The sequence below is a fragment of the Sulfoacidibacillus thermotolerans genome, from assembly GCF_003144315.1.
Lineage (GTDB): Bacteria > Bacillota > Bacilli > Alicyclobacillales > SLC66 > Sulfoacidibacillus > Sulfoacidibacillus thermotolerans.
On record NZ_MPDK01000004.1, the window covers coordinates 15,466 to 30,861 of the forward strand.

At 45.6% G+C, this 15,396-nt stretch carries 16 protein-coding genes; 11 read left to right on the top strand and 5 right to left on the bottom strand.

Translation table 11 applies throughout. The features are described from left to right. Positions 1-2 precede the first annotated feature (2 nt). Positions 3-1,109: an MBL fold metallo-hydrolase gene (locus tag BM613_RS03535; RefSeq protein ID WP_109429802.1), complete on the top strand. Its 1,107-nt coding sequence runs from the start codon at positions 3-5 to the stop codon at positions 1,107-1,109. A gap of 67 nt (positions 1,110-1,176) precedes the next feature. Continuing rightward, positions 1,177-1,989 carry a lipoate--protein ligase family protein gene (locus tag BM613_RS03540; protein WP_181362868.1) on the top strand — a complete coding sequence of 271 codons (813 nt, stop codon included), beginning with the start codon at positions 1,177-1,179 and terminating at the stop codon, positions 1,987-1,989. Positions 1,990-2,044: 55 nt separating this feature from the next. Here the strand turns inward: BM613_RS03540 and BM613_RS03545 are convergent, their stop codons facing one another. Beyond that, complete coding sequence (locus BM613_RS03545; protein ID WP_109429804.1) at positions 2,045-2,461, bottom strand: DUF1284 domain-containing protein; 417 nt, start codon at positions 2,459-2,461, stop codon at positions 2,045-2,047. A 293-nt stretch (positions 2,462-2,754) separates the two neighbouring features. Between BM613_RS03545 and cyoE the strand changes: the two genes are divergently transcribed. Further along, entirely contained in the window at positions 2,755-3,687 is a 933-nt protein-coding gene (gene cyoE / locus BM613_RS03550; RefSeq protein WP_245926225.1) for a heme o synthase, read from the top strand. Between the two features lie 157 nt (positions 3,688-3,844). Here cyoE and BM613_RS03555 read toward each other — a convergent pair whose 3' ends face one another. Continuing rightward, positions 3,845-5,215, bottom strand: coding sequence for a dipeptidase (locus BM613_RS03555; protein WP_109429805.1), 1,371 nt, complete (start codon positions 5,213-5,215; stop codon positions 3,845-3,847). Positions 5,216-5,439: 224 nt separating this feature from the next. Between BM613_RS03555 and BM613_RS03560 the strand changes: the two genes are divergently transcribed. After that, positions 5,440-6,333 (top strand): sulfurtransferase, encoded by an 894-nt coding sequence (locus tag BM613_RS03560; RefSeq protein ID WP_109429806.1) that lies wholly within the window; start codon positions 5,440-5,442, stop codon positions 6,331-6,333. Positions 6,334-6,397: 64 nt separating this feature from the next. Here BM613_RS03560 and BM613_RS03565 read toward each other — a convergent pair whose 3' ends face one another. Then, positions 6,398-6,844: a peptidylprolyl isomerase gene (locus BM613_RS03565; protein ID WP_109429807.1), complete on the bottom strand. Its 447-nt coding sequence runs from the start codon at positions 6,842-6,844 to the stop codon at positions 6,398-6,400. A 262-nt stretch (positions 6,845-7,106) separates the two neighbouring features. Here BM613_RS03565 and ispG point away from each other — a divergent pair, with 262 nt between their 5' ends. After that, positions 7,107-8,192 carry a flavodoxin-dependent (E)-4-hydroxy-3-methylbut-2-enyl-diphosphate synthase gene (gene ispG / locus BM613_RS03570; RefSeq protein WP_109429808.1) on the top strand — a complete coding sequence of 362 codons (1,086 nt, stop codon included), beginning with the start codon at positions 7,107-7,109 and terminating at the stop codon, positions 8,190-8,192. Positions 8,193-8,269: 77 nt separating this feature from the next. On the opposite strand, the gene BM613_RS03575 is transcribed toward ispG, so the two are convergent. After that, entirely contained in the window at positions 8,270-8,452 is a 183-nt protein-coding gene (locus BM613_RS03575; protein WP_109429809.1) for a YjzC family protein, read from the bottom strand. Between the two features lie 185 nt (positions 8,453-8,637). Between BM613_RS03575 and BM613_RS03580 the strand changes: the two genes are divergently transcribed. Continuing rightward, positions 8,638-9,804: an iron-containing alcohol dehydrogenase gene (locus tag BM613_RS03580; protein WP_109429810.1), complete on the top strand. Its 1,167-nt coding sequence runs from the start codon at positions 8,638-8,640 to the stop codon at positions 9,802-9,804. Between the two features lie 285 nt (positions 9,805-10,089). After that, positions 10,090-10,290 carry a cold-shock protein CspD gene (gene cspD / locus BM613_RS03585; RefSeq protein ID WP_109429811.1) on the top strand — a complete coding sequence of 67 codons (201 nt, stop codon included), beginning with the start codon at positions 10,090-10,092 and terminating at the stop codon, positions 10,288-10,290. 77 nt (positions 10,291-10,367) lie between these two features. On the opposite strand, the gene BM613_RS03590 is transcribed toward cspD, so the two are convergent. Then, positions 10,368-10,688 carry a hypothetical protein gene (locus BM613_RS03590; protein WP_109429812.1) on the bottom strand — a complete coding sequence of 107 codons (321 nt, stop codon included), beginning with the start codon at positions 10,686-10,688 and terminating at the stop codon, positions 10,368-10,370. Between the two features lie 220 nt (positions 10,689-10,908). On the opposite strand from BM613_RS03590, the gene BM613_RS03595 reads away from it, so the two are divergent. From BM613_RS03595 to BM613_RS03610, 4 genes are all read left to right on the top strand, one after another. After that, positions 10,909-11,115: a hypothetical protein gene (locus BM613_RS03595; RefSeq protein WP_109429813.1), complete on the top strand. Its 207-nt coding sequence runs from the start codon at positions 10,909-10,911 to the stop codon at positions 11,113-11,115. Between the two features lie 23 nt (positions 11,116-11,138). Further along, the gene (locus BM613_RS03600) at positions 11,139-11,678 is read left to right on the top strand and encodes a spore coat protein (RefSeq protein ID WP_109429814.1); all 540 of its coding nucleotides are present in this window, start codon (positions 11,139-11,141) and stop codon (positions 11,676-11,678) included. A 113-nt stretch (positions 11,679-11,791) separates the two neighbouring features. Continuing rightward, entirely contained in the window at positions 11,792-13,447 is a 1,656-nt protein-coding gene (locus tag BM613_RS03605; RefSeq protein ID WP_109429815.1) for a dynamin family protein, read from the top strand. After that, entirely contained in the window at positions 13,444-15,393 is a 1,950-nt protein-coding gene (locus BM613_RS03610; RefSeq protein WP_181362869.1) for a dynamin family protein, read from the top strand. The genes BM613_RS03605 and BM613_RS03610 overlap by 4 nt, the downstream gene beginning before the upstream one ends. Positions 15,394-15,396: the final 3 nt, after the last annotated feature.

The window sequence follows — 15,396 nt, forward strand, 5'->3', positions numbered from 1 at the left end:
CAATGAATCTGGAAGCGGTGACAGTTCAATCGATGCTGCAGCGAATGGCGCGCGGAGAATCATTTACTGTACTTGATATTCGATCGAAAACGGACTTTCAAAATTGGCAGTTAAAAGGGATGTCACTACAAGCAGTGAATGTTCCTTATTTTGATTTTAAGGAAAATGAAGTGAATGATCGGCTGTTACCCGAATGGAGCCACATCGTTTTAGTGTCCATGTATGATCCCGCGGCCGAACGAGTTGCTGCAGTTTTGCAGGACAAAGGGTATAAAGTGTCTTATCTAGAGGGTGGTCCTTTTGAATGGGATGATTTTTATGTGGAATCTGTGATACTTGTTCATCCAAAGATGAAGCTCATTCAGGTGCATCGATTAGCTACGGGGTGCTTATCCTATGTGCTCATTACGGCTAAACAGGCGATTGTCGTAGATCCGTCACGGCACATCGAACAATATTTAGCAATTGCAGAGCGCGAGCATTCCCAAATTACACATGTAATTGATACACATGTGCATACGGATCATGTTTCAGGAGCTTTGTCGCTACTTTCCCGCACCCATGCGAAGTACCTGGTTGCACATGGAGAGGTAAGACAATCTGACCTTCCTGTCGAGTTATTAAAAAGGGGAACAATGCATGTGGGTTCCTTAGATATTCATGTGATGATTCTCGATACAGAGGGTGAAGTGGGGGGGAGTACACTCCTTGTCGTAGAAAATACGTTTATGTTGTCTGGGGATACAGTGATTGTCGGTGAAGTGGGGATTGCTGATCTTCAGGGGAGCGCCCAAGAGTGGGCGGAGAAAATTTTTAATGTTGTCTTGCGTGAAGTGAAATACTTATCAGACGATGTTCTGGTTTTACCGGCCCATTTTGCGGATGTTCAGGCTGTGAATGCGGGTGGCTATATTGGAGCTGTATTAGGTGATGTGCGATTAGGGGCAGAGGCGATGGGGCATTCTAGGGTGCTTAATTTTACGCATCGCCCGAAAGGTTTTGTGGCTGCGTTACATCCATTTTCCCAAGAAATTCGCGATCTTAACTTAGGAGTAATAGCTGCCGATGTGACACGTCAAGAATACCTCGAACGAGATTTACGCTTATGATACAATGACTCTTGAATCAGTTTGACACTGGAAGAGGGTTCGCGATTTGTTATCAGAGCGAGAAACATTGAAAAAGGAGTTATTGATTTCAGAGGCGCAGCCAATCTATCAGGCGAGCGCCCTTTTGCCATTGTTGGAGCAAGAGGCCATCGCACTTTTTAGTCGTACGCTCTGTCTCCCTGTCTTGCATTTTTGGCGGCACCGTCACAGTTTACTCCTAGGGTCACGCGATGCTGCATTGCCTTTTATGGAGGAGGCTGCACAGGCGTTTTCGGAAAATGGAATCGCTGTTGCAGTTCGTCCCTTTGGGGGGCTCGCTGTTCTACTTGATCCGGGCGTTTTGAATGTATCTTTGATTCTGCCACAGCCGCCGTCATTGGATGATACGTTTTTGTTATTCGCTCATTGGTTGCAACAAAGTTTGCGCGATTTCGGTGAAGTGGTGATTGGCCAAGTGGAGGGGGCATATTGCAATGGCCGATTTGATCTGGCGATCGAGGGATTAAAATTTGCAGGTATTGCGCAGCGCCGCATTCAAGATGTGGCGATCGTAAGCGCATTTGTCAATGTGGTAGACACAGATGCATTTGAAAAGCGGGAACCGCTCGTACATGCGTTTTATCGCCAAGCTGGAAGAATGGATCCTGCTTTTGCCCATCTGATTCCCCCCCTGCGCAAGGGAACAGTTGGTAATCTATACAAGGAAGCATCGCTTCCAGTTGAACAGGCCGTTGCTTCTGTGACAGAGAAGTTAAAACAACATGCTGCGTTGCTTAGCAATCGTGCGATGCCTTGCCCAACTCTTTCATCAGATTATTATCGTCAAGCGTTACAACGCTTTATGCAACGACAGCAGCTTAAGGAGTGGATTGCGCGGTGACTTGTTTTTATAGGTGTGAGTAATCGACTGCTCACGAACCGCGAGGTATCCTTTTCTAGTCTATAATCCGCAGTCCCTTCCCTGCCTTTATTTCTTCTACTCCTTGTTCACAATAACCATAAGAGCGCCATGGACAGGTACTGCATAAAGTTGGAATGTCGTGGGGGACTATGTTTTGTGCGATGCGGTGTTGAATTTCTTGCCATGGCAATACTTGTCCAATTTGAAGGCCCAATTTTTCGAGAACAGCGGCATCACGTGCATGAATATTTGCGTCCTCACAGTGATAGGTTTGCGAATCAGGAAAATTTTTGCACAGATCATCTGGTCCAAGTACAAGGAGGATTTTTGTCTCTGGTGCAGTGCGCAACGTTTGGTGCAAGTTTGTCATAGTTGCTACATATGCTGGTGAGTAGCCCATCCCTCGATAACCGAGTAGACAGAGCAGGTGATGGCCTCGTAAACGAAACATGTCAGATAAGCCTCCTGTATGACGCAATATGCATCGCATTTATTCTACAAGGCATGATTTGGTGATGCAATCACTTTGTTGAATTTGTGGCGGCAGGAACAACTGTAAAAACGCAGATTACAGCTTGACGCCGCATGCTGTGTTCATGGTATATTTGCACTATACAATATGGTTTCTATTCATTATTTAGTAGTCTGAATGAACTAGACGGTGTACAATGACATCGTGGTGATCCATTTAGGAAGCGAGTGATTGATCATACACGATGAATGAGGCGTGTTGGGAGGTGAACGTTGTTGGAACAACCACTTAGTTTGATCGGCGAACCGTCGGCAAATTCGCAGCTGACGTTGACGCGGGCACCTTTTCGCGAGGTGTTGCGCGACTATGTGAACGTTGTAAAACCAGGAATTACGATGTCAAATATGATGACAACTTTTACTGGGTTGTGGTTGGCGGCGCATGGTCGTCCAACTCTAGAATTGACAATCGTCACACTGGTTGGAAGTGGACTTGTCGTCATGTCAGGATGTTCCTTTAATAATTACATGGACCGGGATATCGATCAATATATGGCACGCACACAAGATCGTCCCTTGCCAAATTCACGAATTCCGGCATGGAGCGTTCTTTTGCTTGGGACTGTACTTGGAATTTTAGGTGTTTCTATGCTTGGCGTGTTAGCGAATACATTGTCTGCAATCATGGCACTCATTGGATTGTTTTTCTACGTAATCATTTATACGGGCTTGACTAAACGCACAACAACGCTCAGTACAGTGATTGGCGGAGTGTCTGGTGCGATGCCTCCTTTGATCGGATGGACGGCGGTTACTGGATCGCTTGGCATGGCAGGTTGGCTGCTTTTTATCTTTATGTTTTTATGGCAACCGCCGCATTTTCTAGCACTCGCGATGCGTCGCGTGAAGGATTATGCATCTGCTGGAATTCCATTATTGCCTGTATTGTATGGTTTTGCACCGACTAAGCGGCAAATTGTAGTCTGGACAGCAGCATTAGTCCCAGCTTCGCTTTTATTGACAGCAATTCACGCGGAGGGATTGGTATACTTTTTCACAGCTCTCGTATTTGGCGGGATTTGGCTGGCAAAAGGCGTGAAGGGATTTTGGGCGAAAGATGATATTGCTTGGGCGACAGATATGTTCCGCTTCTCTCTCATTTATTTGATGGTTTTATCGATTGTTATGATTATTAATGTTCAGTAGATGAATAACGAATAAGAGCAAGAGCCGTTTACACATCACTGTGCAAACGGCTCTTTAGGTGTACGCCCGGCATGGGCGGAATCTTTAGGGTACAAGTCCCGAACGGGGGTAGCCGTCTCCTCCTCCTTGATTTAAAAAGGGAATCGATTCACATCGACTAAACAGTTTCGAGGTGTTCATAGTAATACGTCAGTGTGCGTAGACCTTTATCAAAATTTTCGAGGGAAAAATGTTCATTGGGTGCATGAAAGTTTTCATCTGGTAAACCAAATCCCATTAAAACAATCGGCACGTGCAAAATGCGGTCAAACACTTCGACGATCGGAATGGAGCCGCCCATTCGCATGTAGTAGGGTTTCACTCCATAACCAGCTTCATAGGCGACTGCAGCGCTTTGAATCGCTGGGGCGTCAAAGCGTGTGACAAACGGCCGACCGGTATCAAAGCGGGTAACTTGTATCGTGACTCCTTCTGGTGTGTGTGTCCGCACATGTTCTTCAATTAAATCTAAAATGTGTTGCGGATCTTGATGATTGACAAGTCGACAGGTAATTTTTGCGTGGGCTTGCGCTGGAATCACAGTCTTTGTCCCTTCCCCTTGAAATCCTCCGTAAACGCCGTTAATTTCAAGGGTTGGACGAGCCATGAAACGTTCGACTGTGGAGTAGCCAGGCTCACCAAAAAGGGCAGACAGGCCGAGTTGTTTGCGGTAAGTTTCATCGTCGTGTGGTAATGCAGCAAGCGCTTCGCGCTCCTCTGTGGTCAGCGGCTCCACATCATCGTAAAATCCTGCAACAGCAACTTTTCCATCTTTCGTATGTAAGCCAGCGAGCAATTCGACAAGTGCATGCAAAGCGTTTGGAACAGCTCCACCGTACAGACCAGAGTGCAAATCAGACTTTGCAGCCTGCACGTCAATTTGCAATGCACATAGCCCGCGTAAACCATAGCAGATGGCGGGGGCATTGGGGCCGAGCATCGTGGTGTCAGAGATGAGTAAAACGTCTGCCGATAGTAAATCTTTGTATTCTGAAACGAATTCAGGAAGGTGTGGACTCCCAATTTCCTCCTCTCCTTCGATGCAAAACTTCACATTGACGGAGAGTTCCTTTTTTGTTTTTAAAATGGCTTCGAGAGCTTTAATGTGCATAAAAACTTGCCCTTTGTCGTCTGAAGCGCCACGTGCATAAATCTTCCCTTCACGAATTGTTGGATCGAATGGGTCATTCTCCCATAGTTCTACTGGGTCAACAGGCTGCACATCATAGTGTCCGTAGATCAACACAGTCGGTTTGTCTTTGGCGTGTAGAAAGTCAGCATAAACGACAGGATTTCCTTTGGTTGGCATGACTTTGACGTGTTCAAGTCCAGCTTCTCGTAGACTTTCGGCAATCCAGTTGGCCGCTTGCACCATATCTGATTTATGCGTAGATAATGCGCTGATGCTAGGGATGCGTAACAAAGCGCTCAATTGTTCAAGATGATGAATTCGCTCTTTTATAAAGTGTTGCTCGATGCGATCTTCCAAGTGTACATCCTCCTTTTTTCCTGCAAGCGTGAGAATTTGACGCAAACTGTCAACGGATTCCCTCTCTAGTTATACCACGTAATAAGCCTCCAAAGCATGCTATACTTTTGATATCCAGTAAAAGCAGAGTGCAGCTTGAACGATGGTTCAGTGGATACCGTGTAAAGCATCTCTATGGTTATGTGTGAAAAAACTAAAAATGCGAACTGGAGAGGGTGATTCGCGTGCAGGAAGTCTTTGTGACTGCACAGTGGCTGAAAGAACATCTTGATGATGAACATCTCGTAATCATTGACTGCAGATTTACCTTAGGGAAACCGAACGCCGGATGGGAAGCGTTTCAATCTGGTCACATTCCAAATGCTCAGTATGCTCATTTGGAGCGGGATCTCTCTTCACCCGTACAAGAACATGGAGGGCGTCACCCACTTCCAGATGCGGATTCCTTTATTCGCTGGTTGGCGCATTTGGGGATCACACCGCAAACACTCGTTGTTGCATACGATGAAAAAGGAGATATGGCGCCCCATCTGTGGTGGTTGCTCCGCTATTTTGGCCATGAAAAAGTGCGCGTTCTGGCGGGAGGAATCAATGCCTGGTGGGAAGCTGCTTATCCCATTTCACAAATCAATGATTCGAATAAAAGCAGTGGGGAAGAGGCTGCGAAACGATTCGATCTCGTATTACAAAAAGTGGAACAGGTGTATCGTCCTCATCCCGAAATCACCGTCACGCGTTCAGATCTTTTGCAGCGTATCACTGTAGAACCGAATGCTTTCCATTTGATCGATGCGCGCGCTTTGCCTCGATATCTGGGTGACGTGGAACCGATTGATCCGGTTGCAGGCCATATTCCAACAGCGATATGCTATCCTTGGGAGGAGACGGCTTCTTTGTTTGTTTCTCCTGATCCTCAAGCTGCTTTGGCGAAGCGATTTTCGAAGGTACATGACGGAAAAGAAGTTATCGTTTACTGTGGTTCGGGGGTAAGTGCCTGTGTCGATATTTTAGGTTTGCAGGTGGCCGGGATAGAGGCAAAATTATACCGTGGTAGTTGGAGTGACTGGTGTTCTTACAAAGAAAGTCCAATTGCGCGCGGACCGGAAAGCATGCGGTAAGTGGAATTTTCCGCAAATATTTATAGAGCGGCCACCTGGAGATGGCCGCATTTGCTTTTGTAGATTATGCTTCAGTCTCTTCGACGCGGATCGATTTCATTCGATCACCTTGGCGAATCTGATCGATGTACGTGTCTCCAGAGAGCAATTGACCAAAAACTGTATGAACTCCATCTAAGTGTGCTGTGCTTTTGCGATCATGGACAATAAAAAACTGTGATCCTCCTGTGTCGCGTCCTGCATGTGCCATGGAGAGTGCACCTCGTTGATGTTTTAACGGATTTCCTTGTGTTTCACATTTAATGGTATAGCCTGGTCCGCCTGTACCATTTCCTACTGGGCAACCGCCCTGGCTTACAAAACCAGGAATGACGCGATGGAATGTCAATCCATCATAAAATCCTGAATTTGCCAGTTTCTCGAAATTCGCTACGGTTCCAGGTGCGTATTGGGGAAACAATTCAAATTCTAAGAGGTTGCCATTTTCCATTGTTAAAGTGGCTTTTTTCATGTCTTCATTCTCCCTTTGCCAAATTAGCATTCTTGCTAAGTATACCGAGAAGTTTGTCCTCGTGCATCTCTAATCATAAGGAAAACATATGAGTGGTTTGTGTCACTTGTATCTTCACGCTCGTATGATGCAACTTCGTGTCTTATAATAAGAAAAGCGCGTCTTTGCGAGCGCGCATGCATGATTCGATTTGAGTTTCTTGGCAGATCGCCATGAGCGTTTAGGATAGGAAATGCATTTGCAACGTAAAGGGGCTTGGTGTATGTACAAGCGCAGAGATACTCGTCCAGTGCGAGTGGGTGACCTCACGATTGGCGGTAGTGATAAAGTTGTCGTACAGAGCATGACGACAACCAAAACAGCTGATGTAAAAGCTACTGTAGCGGAAATTTTGCGTTTAGAAGAGGCAGGGTGTGAACTCGTCCGCGTCACAGTAAATTCACAAGAAGCTGCTGAAGCAATTCGTGCAATTAAATCGCAGATCCATATTCCTTTAGTTGCAGATATTCATTTTGATTATCGATTGGCACTCTCTGCCATTGCAAATGGGATTGATAAAGTACGCATTAATCCTGGAAATATTGGGCAGAGGGATCGCGTAGAAGCAGTTGTAAAAGCATGTAAAGAGCGCGGGATCCCGATACGCATTGGAGTGAACACGGGCTCGATTGAACGTCATATTCTTGAGAAATATGGTTATCCTACTGCACAAGGGATGCTTGAAAGTGCCTTATACCATATTTCGATTCTTGAAGAACTGGATTTTCACGATATTATCGTTTCTATGAAAGCTTCAGATGTTCCGCTCGCGATTGAAGCGTATAAGTTGGCGGCTGAATCGTTCAATTATCCTTTGCATCTTGGCATTACAGAAGCGGGTACGCTTTTTAGTGGGACGATTAAAAGCGCGGCAGGGCTAGGCGCTTTGCTTGCGATGGGCATTGGTGACACAGTGCGTGTATCTTTGTCTGCTGATCCGGTAGAAGAGGTGAAAGTTGCACGTGAATTGCTAAAGGCGTTTGGAATCATTTCAAATGCGGTTACATTGGTTTCCTGTCCTACATGCGGTCGAATTGACATTGATTTGATTCGTATTGCAAATGAAATCGAGGCATATGTACAAAATATTAAAGCCCCGATTAAAGTTTCTGTCTTAGGATGTGCAGTAAATGGCCCAGGTGAAGCGCGCGAAGCCGATATTGGGATTGCAGGGGCTAAAGGGGAAGGGTTGTTGTTTCGTTATGGAGAAGTAGTCCGTAAGATTCCCGAACAAGACCTTGTATCTGAATTAAAAAAGGAAATCGACATTCTAGCAAAACGTTATGCTGAAACAGGGTCGATTCGCTGATTGCTTTTGACAGTCTTGTAAGTGGCGGCGCCGTTTCTATGTAGAAGCGCCGCCTTTATCTAGTGGGAATTTGTGAGTCAATTTTTCTTATGAGTCCATTTGCGGTCTTTGTTTTTTGTTTCTGGAAAGCGTTCTCCGCGTTGCAAGTGAATCACAACAGTATCTTTTACCGATCCGGCGTGGCGAGCCTCACTAACTTCCACATACATTCCGTCGTTTGGCGCGCGTTCCCCAGGATTAAACTGCGTACGTTCCCCCATGATGAACTCCTCCTGCTGTTTGACGCTAACCGTTTCAATTGTATCGTGCGTCATTGGGTAAGCGGATATGCAGAGTATTTTCATAAGGAAGATGATGCCGCACTAAATTTGGTGGTTCTACCCGATTCATGCTAAAGTAATGAAGGCAGACGAAGAAAAGTAAGTAATGCAGGAGGGATACATACGTGAATCCATTTGTTTTCTGGAATCCGACGGTTTTATACTATGGGCAAAATCAAATTGAACAGCATTTAGTCAGCGAAGTCAAAAAGTATGGCTCCAAGGTGTTGCTTGTCTATGGCGGAGGGAGCATTAAAACGTTTGGACTTTATGACAAGGTAGTAAATCTGCTTAAATCTGCAGATATTACGGTCTTTGAATTTTCTGGAGTCGAACCCAATCCACGTCTGACGACAGTGCATCGGGCGATTGAATTGTGTCGTCAAGAAGAGATAGACCTATTGTTGGCTGTTGGAGGAGGTTCTGTCTTAGACGCGACAAAAGCGATTGCGGCAGGAGTTCCATACGAAGGCGACGTCTGGGATTTTTATCAGACACAAAAGCGGCCTAATGAGGCTCTTCCATTTGGAACGATTTTGACGTTGGCGGCAACGGGTTCTGAAATGAATTCTGGCGGAGTGATTACAAATTGGGAGACAAAAGAGAAGATTGGTTCTAGTTCTCCGCTTACATTCCCAAAATTTTCATTTTGCGATGCAGAAAATACTTTTACAGTTTCTCGTGAGCAGACGATGTATGGAATCGTCGACATGTTTAGTCACGTTTTAGAAGCGTATTTTTCACATACGCCAAACACGTTTTTACAAGAACGGCTTATGGAGTCGGTGATGCAGACAATCATCGAAAATGCACAAAAGGTGCTGGATCATCCACATGATTTTGCTGCGCGTGAAACGATAATGTATTGTGGTACCATGGCGTTAAATGGAATGATCTCGATGGGCGTGCAAGGAGATTGGGCTACCCATGCGATCGAACATGAAGTCAGTGCAATCTATGACATCCCACATGGTGGTGGATTGGCGATTCTTTTTCCGAACTGGATGAACTACGTGCTGGATGCCGGAATTGATCGTTTTTATCAATTAGCAACGCGTGTTTTTCATATCGATTCGGCTGGCAAATCACAACGAGAAGTTGCGCAAGAAGGCATTTTGGCAGTACGCCGCTTTTTCACTTCACTCGGAGCACCTCGTGCACTTTCCGATTATCAGATTGGCGCGCAAGAAATCGAACGCATGGCAGAACATGCGGTGCGCATCGGGCCAATTGGCCATTATAAAAAGTTGGAACGCGAAGATGTAGCTGCCATTTTACGTGCGGCACTCTGATGGTTTTTAGATCAATAAAAAAGAACGGGGGTTTGAAAAAAACCCTAGACATTTGACACGGACTGTGCCATAATGTGAAAGACGAACACAGCAAGTGAACGCTTAAGAATCCTGTTGTTTGGAATGGAAGAGCCGTATGAGTGCGCTGTTCCTGAATACAGTTGGACTTTTGTGCGTATAGTAGTAACTGTCCCAGTCGAATTTGAGAACGTTGGGATGGTTGCGACTTCTGTGGACGCATACCTGAAGGTGCCACTATATGAGTGGCGTAGGAGGAACAGCAGCATGCAAGAAGGTACTGTTAAGTGGTTTAACGCAGAAAAAGGCTTTGGATTTATCGAGGTTCCGGGTGGAGACGATGTATTCGTTCATTACAGCGCCATTCTGGGAGACGGTTATAAGTCGTTGGAAGAAGGACAACGTGTAAGCTTCGAAATCGTTCGCGGCAACCGTGGTCTTCAAGCGGCCAACGTGTCTAAACTCTAAGCGATACGAAAAGTCAAAAGAAAGAGGACTGAGAAATCTCAGTCCTCTTTCTTTTGACTTTTGAGTCGTTGACAGGATTAATCATTTATTGGTTCGTCGATTTCACTGTCGGGTTGCATTCGATATAAAATATTCAGGTCATTGATGCGGCTCGCGTAATCGCTAATTTCATTCATGAGTTGAAGAGAGACATCCCATTCTTCTTCTTTTTGAAGTTGTTCGTGCAATTCTTGAATATGCGCTTCATAGTCTCCGATAACTCCAGGAATTTTTCCACGCATCGGTTCCCAGTACTCGAGGATTTCTCGTCTTTCTTGTACGCTATAAACTTCCCACGGTTGTTCTAATGTGGGCACCTCTATTTGTAAGCGTTCATCATAGTGAAAAACGTGTTTCATTTGCGGTGCTGACCCCTCTCCTATCTACTTCCTGATCTTTATTATGACGTAAAAACAATCGTGATGAAAGGACTCCAGAAACTTTCTCAATTTGATTGTCGCTATCTAAAGAAATGAGCATGAAGTGTGGGACGATGTATAGAATCAGAAGTTATGTGCATCCTATACTCGGATCGCCCAATGCGGGTGAATTCCGAAGTTTGCAGAAGGAGGATCTCACGTGCAGGCACTAACATCCAAGGAACTAGCGTATATCAATGACATGCTAGGTGGGGAAGATTTATTGCAAAAGGTGTGTGTCGCTGCGATGACTACAGCGAATCAATCGGAAGTTCAACAGTTTTTGCACCATGCAGTCAGTGAACATCAACGTAGGCATTCCGATTTATTGCGCTTACTAGAACAACACGAATCGGTAGCTCACTAAAATAGCTGAAAGGAACGACACACATGCAACCACAGGCAATGGGCGCACAATTGCAAGAGCAGGACTATATGAATGAGATTTTACTGTTTTTAAAGCATCAAGTTCTTGAATATGCGACAGCCGTTATGGAGGCAAGTTCTATTCAGGTTCGCCAAACGATGCAACGGTTATTAAACGAAACGTTAACTGAACAGGCGGATTGTTATCAATTGATGGCGCGTCAAGGTTGGTATCCTCCAGCACCTACTGCAAATCGGCAGGATCTCTTAAAATCCATCCAACAACATCGCCAAGATGCCCAGAAAAATATGCAGATTGCCCGAAATGTTGGGATTGGTATGCAAAATCAAACTCAGATCGGGTCTTGGCAACAACAAGTACCAGCTTGGCAAACGGGGCAGATGCGGCAACAACAGGGCAATCAGCAGAGTCAACAAAATGTACAGCAAATGCAACAGCCCTGGCAAGCTGCTCAACCTTGGCAATATACACAAAATTGGCAAGATCCATCGCAACAGTTCAATTGGCAACAACAAAATCAATCTCGTCAACCGTGGCAGTAAGTTGTACAAAAGAGGAGTCCTTTTTCGCATCCTGCGAGAGGGGACTTCTTTTTATTTGTGAGTATCACTAGGTTTGTCAATCGCATGAATCCTCGGTACACTAGATATAATTCATGAGAAATATGGATCAAGCGCGTTGTGAGAGGATGGTTCGACGAGTGCCAACAGATGTCATGACAGAAAAACAGGATCTTACGAGGTTATTGCCGATCGTTCACCGTTTGCGCGCAAGTTTTGCTGCTCGGAAAGATGAGCAGCGTGTTGAGCGCAGTGAGCTGATGGCGCAAAAATGGATGAATCGACAAGTGGTATTGGCTTTTGCTGGGCATTTCTCTGCAGGCAAGTCAACTTTGATTAACACACTTTTAGGGAGAGAGTTGCTGCCTAGCAGTCCTTTGCCGACAAGTGCCAACGTTGTACGAATGGAGTTCGGTTATCCGCATGCAGAAGCATTTACTGCAAGTGGTGAGGTCATTACATTGACGAATCTTTCTGAGGAAGTAGCTAATTTATGCCGAGATGGGGAGCACATTGACGAGGTGCGAATTTATTCGGATACTTCCTACTTACAGGATGGTTATGTATTGATTGATACACCAGGCGTTGATTCGACAGATCCACGGCACGCGGAGCATACACAAAAAATTTTATATCTAGCCAATCTTGTTGTTTATGTCGCTGATTATAATCATGTGTTATCGGATATGAACTTAACTTTTATGCGAAGTCAGACCGATTCAGGGAAACAACTTGTACTTGTGGTGAATCAAATAGACAAACATAACGATTTTGAATTGCCTTTTGAAGAGTTTGTCGCGGGAATTGAGCAAGCTCTTGCGCAGTGGCGTATACATTGTCAAGGCGTGTATTATGTATCGGCGTTGGATCACGATTTTCCTGGGAATCAATTGGAGCTTCTGCAAAACGATCTGCCCAAACTTTCGCGAGCGGCTCAAACCGTTGTGCAGGCGCAATCTGATCTTCTCACCTTAATTCATGAACATGATGCCTGGCTTTCACAAACTCATACGACTTCAGAAGAGGAAATGTCTGTGCAAGTAGCAGACGAGTTGCTTTCTAGCTATACCAAGTTATCTGACCAAATTGAACAAGAGCAAATGCGAATCAAACAACAGATCGAAGAGTTTTCCAAGCAACTTACCGCGATTCCTGCACAGGCGATCATTATGCCATATGACACGACGGAACTTGCAGTGGCATACATCGAGTCTCTATCGGAACATTTCCGAGTAGGATTTTTTACAACAGCAGCAAAAGTGGCGGCAGAGCGCGAACGACGCTTAGAAAATTTTGTAAAAGACTTAACAGTGCGAGTGGAGGCGGGCATCACCTTACATCTTCAGCAAGTAGGTATGCAAACGGCGCGAGATACGGGATTGTTAAATGATTATGCGGCAAATCGCTTTTCTGTTTTTCATACTTTTGGTGGGGTGGAGTTTGTCCAATCCTGCGTGGCTGATGGAGCTAGGCGTGATCGAGATTACGGATATCAGTTTGCAAAACGGGTAGAAGAGGCGATTCGAGATGGCTTTTTAGGGAGAGTACGTGAAGTGACAGAGCGTTTTGCGGCAGAATTACAGGCGCAGGCACGTCCATTGCTCGAAGAGTTACTCGTGCGTCGCGCTCAACTTGAACAAAAACGACAACAAGCGTCAGCAGTTGTAGCGATCGCACGTGAACAGGAACAATGGATCAATTCACTGCGCGCACTGGTTAAGTCAGCAGAGGAGATGGAGGGATTGGAGTGAATATCACGGAACAGGACGTCATCAAAACGATTGAAGCCTTACAAACCGCAGCAGCGGCATGCGTGCATCCACTCGTACAACCTTATGCGAAAAGTTTGCAAGAACGTGCAGAGCGGTTGCGTTCTCAACAGTTTACGGTTGCTTTTTTTGGCGCGTTTTCAGCGGGTAAATCTTCTTTGATCAACGCCTTACTTGGCGAACAAGTGCTTCCTGTTTCACCTAATCCTACGACAGCCGCGATTAATCGTATCTTGCCACCTACTGAACAAGACTCTGAAGGAACTATTCGCGTCATTTTAAAGGATCGCGAGACAATCATGCAAGAAGTTGCCCGTTCTGCAGAGATGCTTCAGCTACCGTCTTCTTTTCAGGAGTTAGCGAGTCGCTTGGAAGCAGTTGATGTTGCAACACTTACTGAACGTCTCAAACCACATTACAGTTATTTGCGCGGGGTTTTGCGTGGATATGCGGATATAGAACAGCACTTGGGGCAAACAATCACGATCTTAGCATCGGAGTTGCGCCAAATGGTAGCCAATGAAGAGCAAGCGGCGTTTGTTTCACGTGTCGATTTGTATCGTACGTCGGAATTGTCAAAAGCGGGTGTCATCTTAGTGGATACACCAGGGGTTGATTCATTGCATGCGCGGCATACGGACGTCGCTTTTCGCTATATGCGCGATGCAGATGCGATTGTGTTTGTGACCTATTACAATCACGCTTTCTCACAATCTGATCGGGAGTTTCTCATGCAACTTGGTCGTGTGAAAGAAGCGCTTGCAACGGACGCGTTGTTTTTCGTCATCAATGCAGCAGATCTCAGTGCAAATTCCGAGGAATTGGAATCCGTAAAAAAGCATGTAGACAGTAATCTCGCAAAACTCGGGGTTCGGCTAAATAAACTGTACACAGTATCGAGTCAGCTTGGATTAGCTGCCAGTCTCTTGGCACAGCAAGAGCAAGTGTCGCCAAGCATTGAACGGATGGTACGTCAACGCTTGCGCCTTAGCAGTGATTCGCCATTTCCCAGAGTGGAAGATTTGCGGCAAAGGGCGGGAGTTGAAGATCTACGGCAAGAGATTACACAATGTACCCGCGGTCGCTTGGTTGCGGCTTCAATAGAGGCAGCAAATCAGGAGCTTGCAAGTGTCTTTGAAAGTATTGAGGGATATGTACGTACACTGCGGGGCGATCGAGTAACTGGTTTGCAAGAATTTGCAAACCAAAAGCAGCAGGCAGACCAACTCCAGCAAGTATTTTCTCAAGATATTGAGCTCGATGAAGTTGCGCTTGAGCAAGAGATCCGAGAGTTGCTTTATCATGTGAAGCAACGAATTCGCTTTTCTCATTTTGACCTGATTGTTCAGGCCTTTCATCCTTCTTTTTTCACTCGTGGTGATGACCGTGAAATTCAGTCGGCATTAGAGGAATGGGTACGCTTATTAGCGCTTATTGTTGAACAAGAAGTGCGTGCGACAGGCATTCGTATCGTACGATCAGCCAAAAGGATCGTTTTAGAGCGCAGCAAACGAGTCACAGTGGCTGCAAAGGCACCGCCGCTTGGCATTGTCTTGCATCTAGATGAACTCCCTGCTGTTCCCGATGATTTCCCTTTGCAAGCGCAATTTGAAGTACCTACGCAAGTCCAAAAGCTCGCGCAAAAGGAATGTAAAAATGTCCAGCAGTTTTTCGAACAAGGGGGACGCAAACGGCTCTCAGATCAACTCGAACCTTTTGCAACCATATGGGTAGATCAGTATCTCGAACAAATACAGCAGTGGTTTGTGCATCGTCAGCAGATGTGGATACGCGAAGCACAACGAGCGCTAAGAGTATCACTAGAAAAGGAAGTAACCTCCTTTCTTGCGTTAAAGCGACAAGCGATCGACGATGAGAGTGCGCTCTTAAGCTTAACAGAAACACTTCGTGTATGGCCAAAAAATTAACAA

Excerpts from the sequence above, each read along its gene's own strand:
- BM613_RS03600 (WP_109429814.1), top strand. The coding sequence starts at position 11,139 with ATGCAACCACAGGCAATGGGCGCACAATTGCAAGAGCAGGACTATATG.
- BM613_RS03575 (WP_109429809.1), bottom strand. The coding sequence starts at position 8,452 with ATGGGGGAACGTACGCAGTTTAATCCTGGGGAACGCGCGCCAAACGAC.
- BM613_RS03545 (WP_109429804.1), bottom strand. The coding sequence starts at position 2,461 with ATGTTTCGTTTACGAGGCCATCACCTGCTCTGTCTACTCGGTTATCGA.
- BM613_RS03590 (WP_109429812.1), bottom strand. The coding sequence starts at position 10,688 with ATGAAACACGTTTTTCACTATGATGAACGCTTACAAATAGAGGTGCCC.
- BM613_RS03535 (WP_109429802.1), top strand. The coding sequence starts at position 3 with ATGAATCTGGAAGCGGTGACAGTTCAATCGATGCTGCAGCGAATGGCG.
- BM613_RS03565 (WP_109429807.1), bottom strand. The coding sequence starts at position 6,844 with ATGAAAAAAGCCACTTTAACAATGGAAAATGGCAACCTCTTAGAATTT.
- cspD (WP_109429811.1), top strand. The coding sequence starts at position 10,090 with ATGCAAGAAGGTACTGTTAAGTGGTTTAACGCAGAAAAAGGCTTTGGA.
- ispG (WP_109429808.1), top strand. The coding sequence starts at position 7,107 with ATGTACAAGCGCAGAGATACTCGTCCAGTGCGAGTGGGTGACCTCACG.
- BM613_RS03605 (WP_109429815.1), top strand. The coding sequence starts at position 11,792 with ATGAGAAATATGGATCAAGCGCGTTGTGAGAGGATGGTTCGACGAGTG.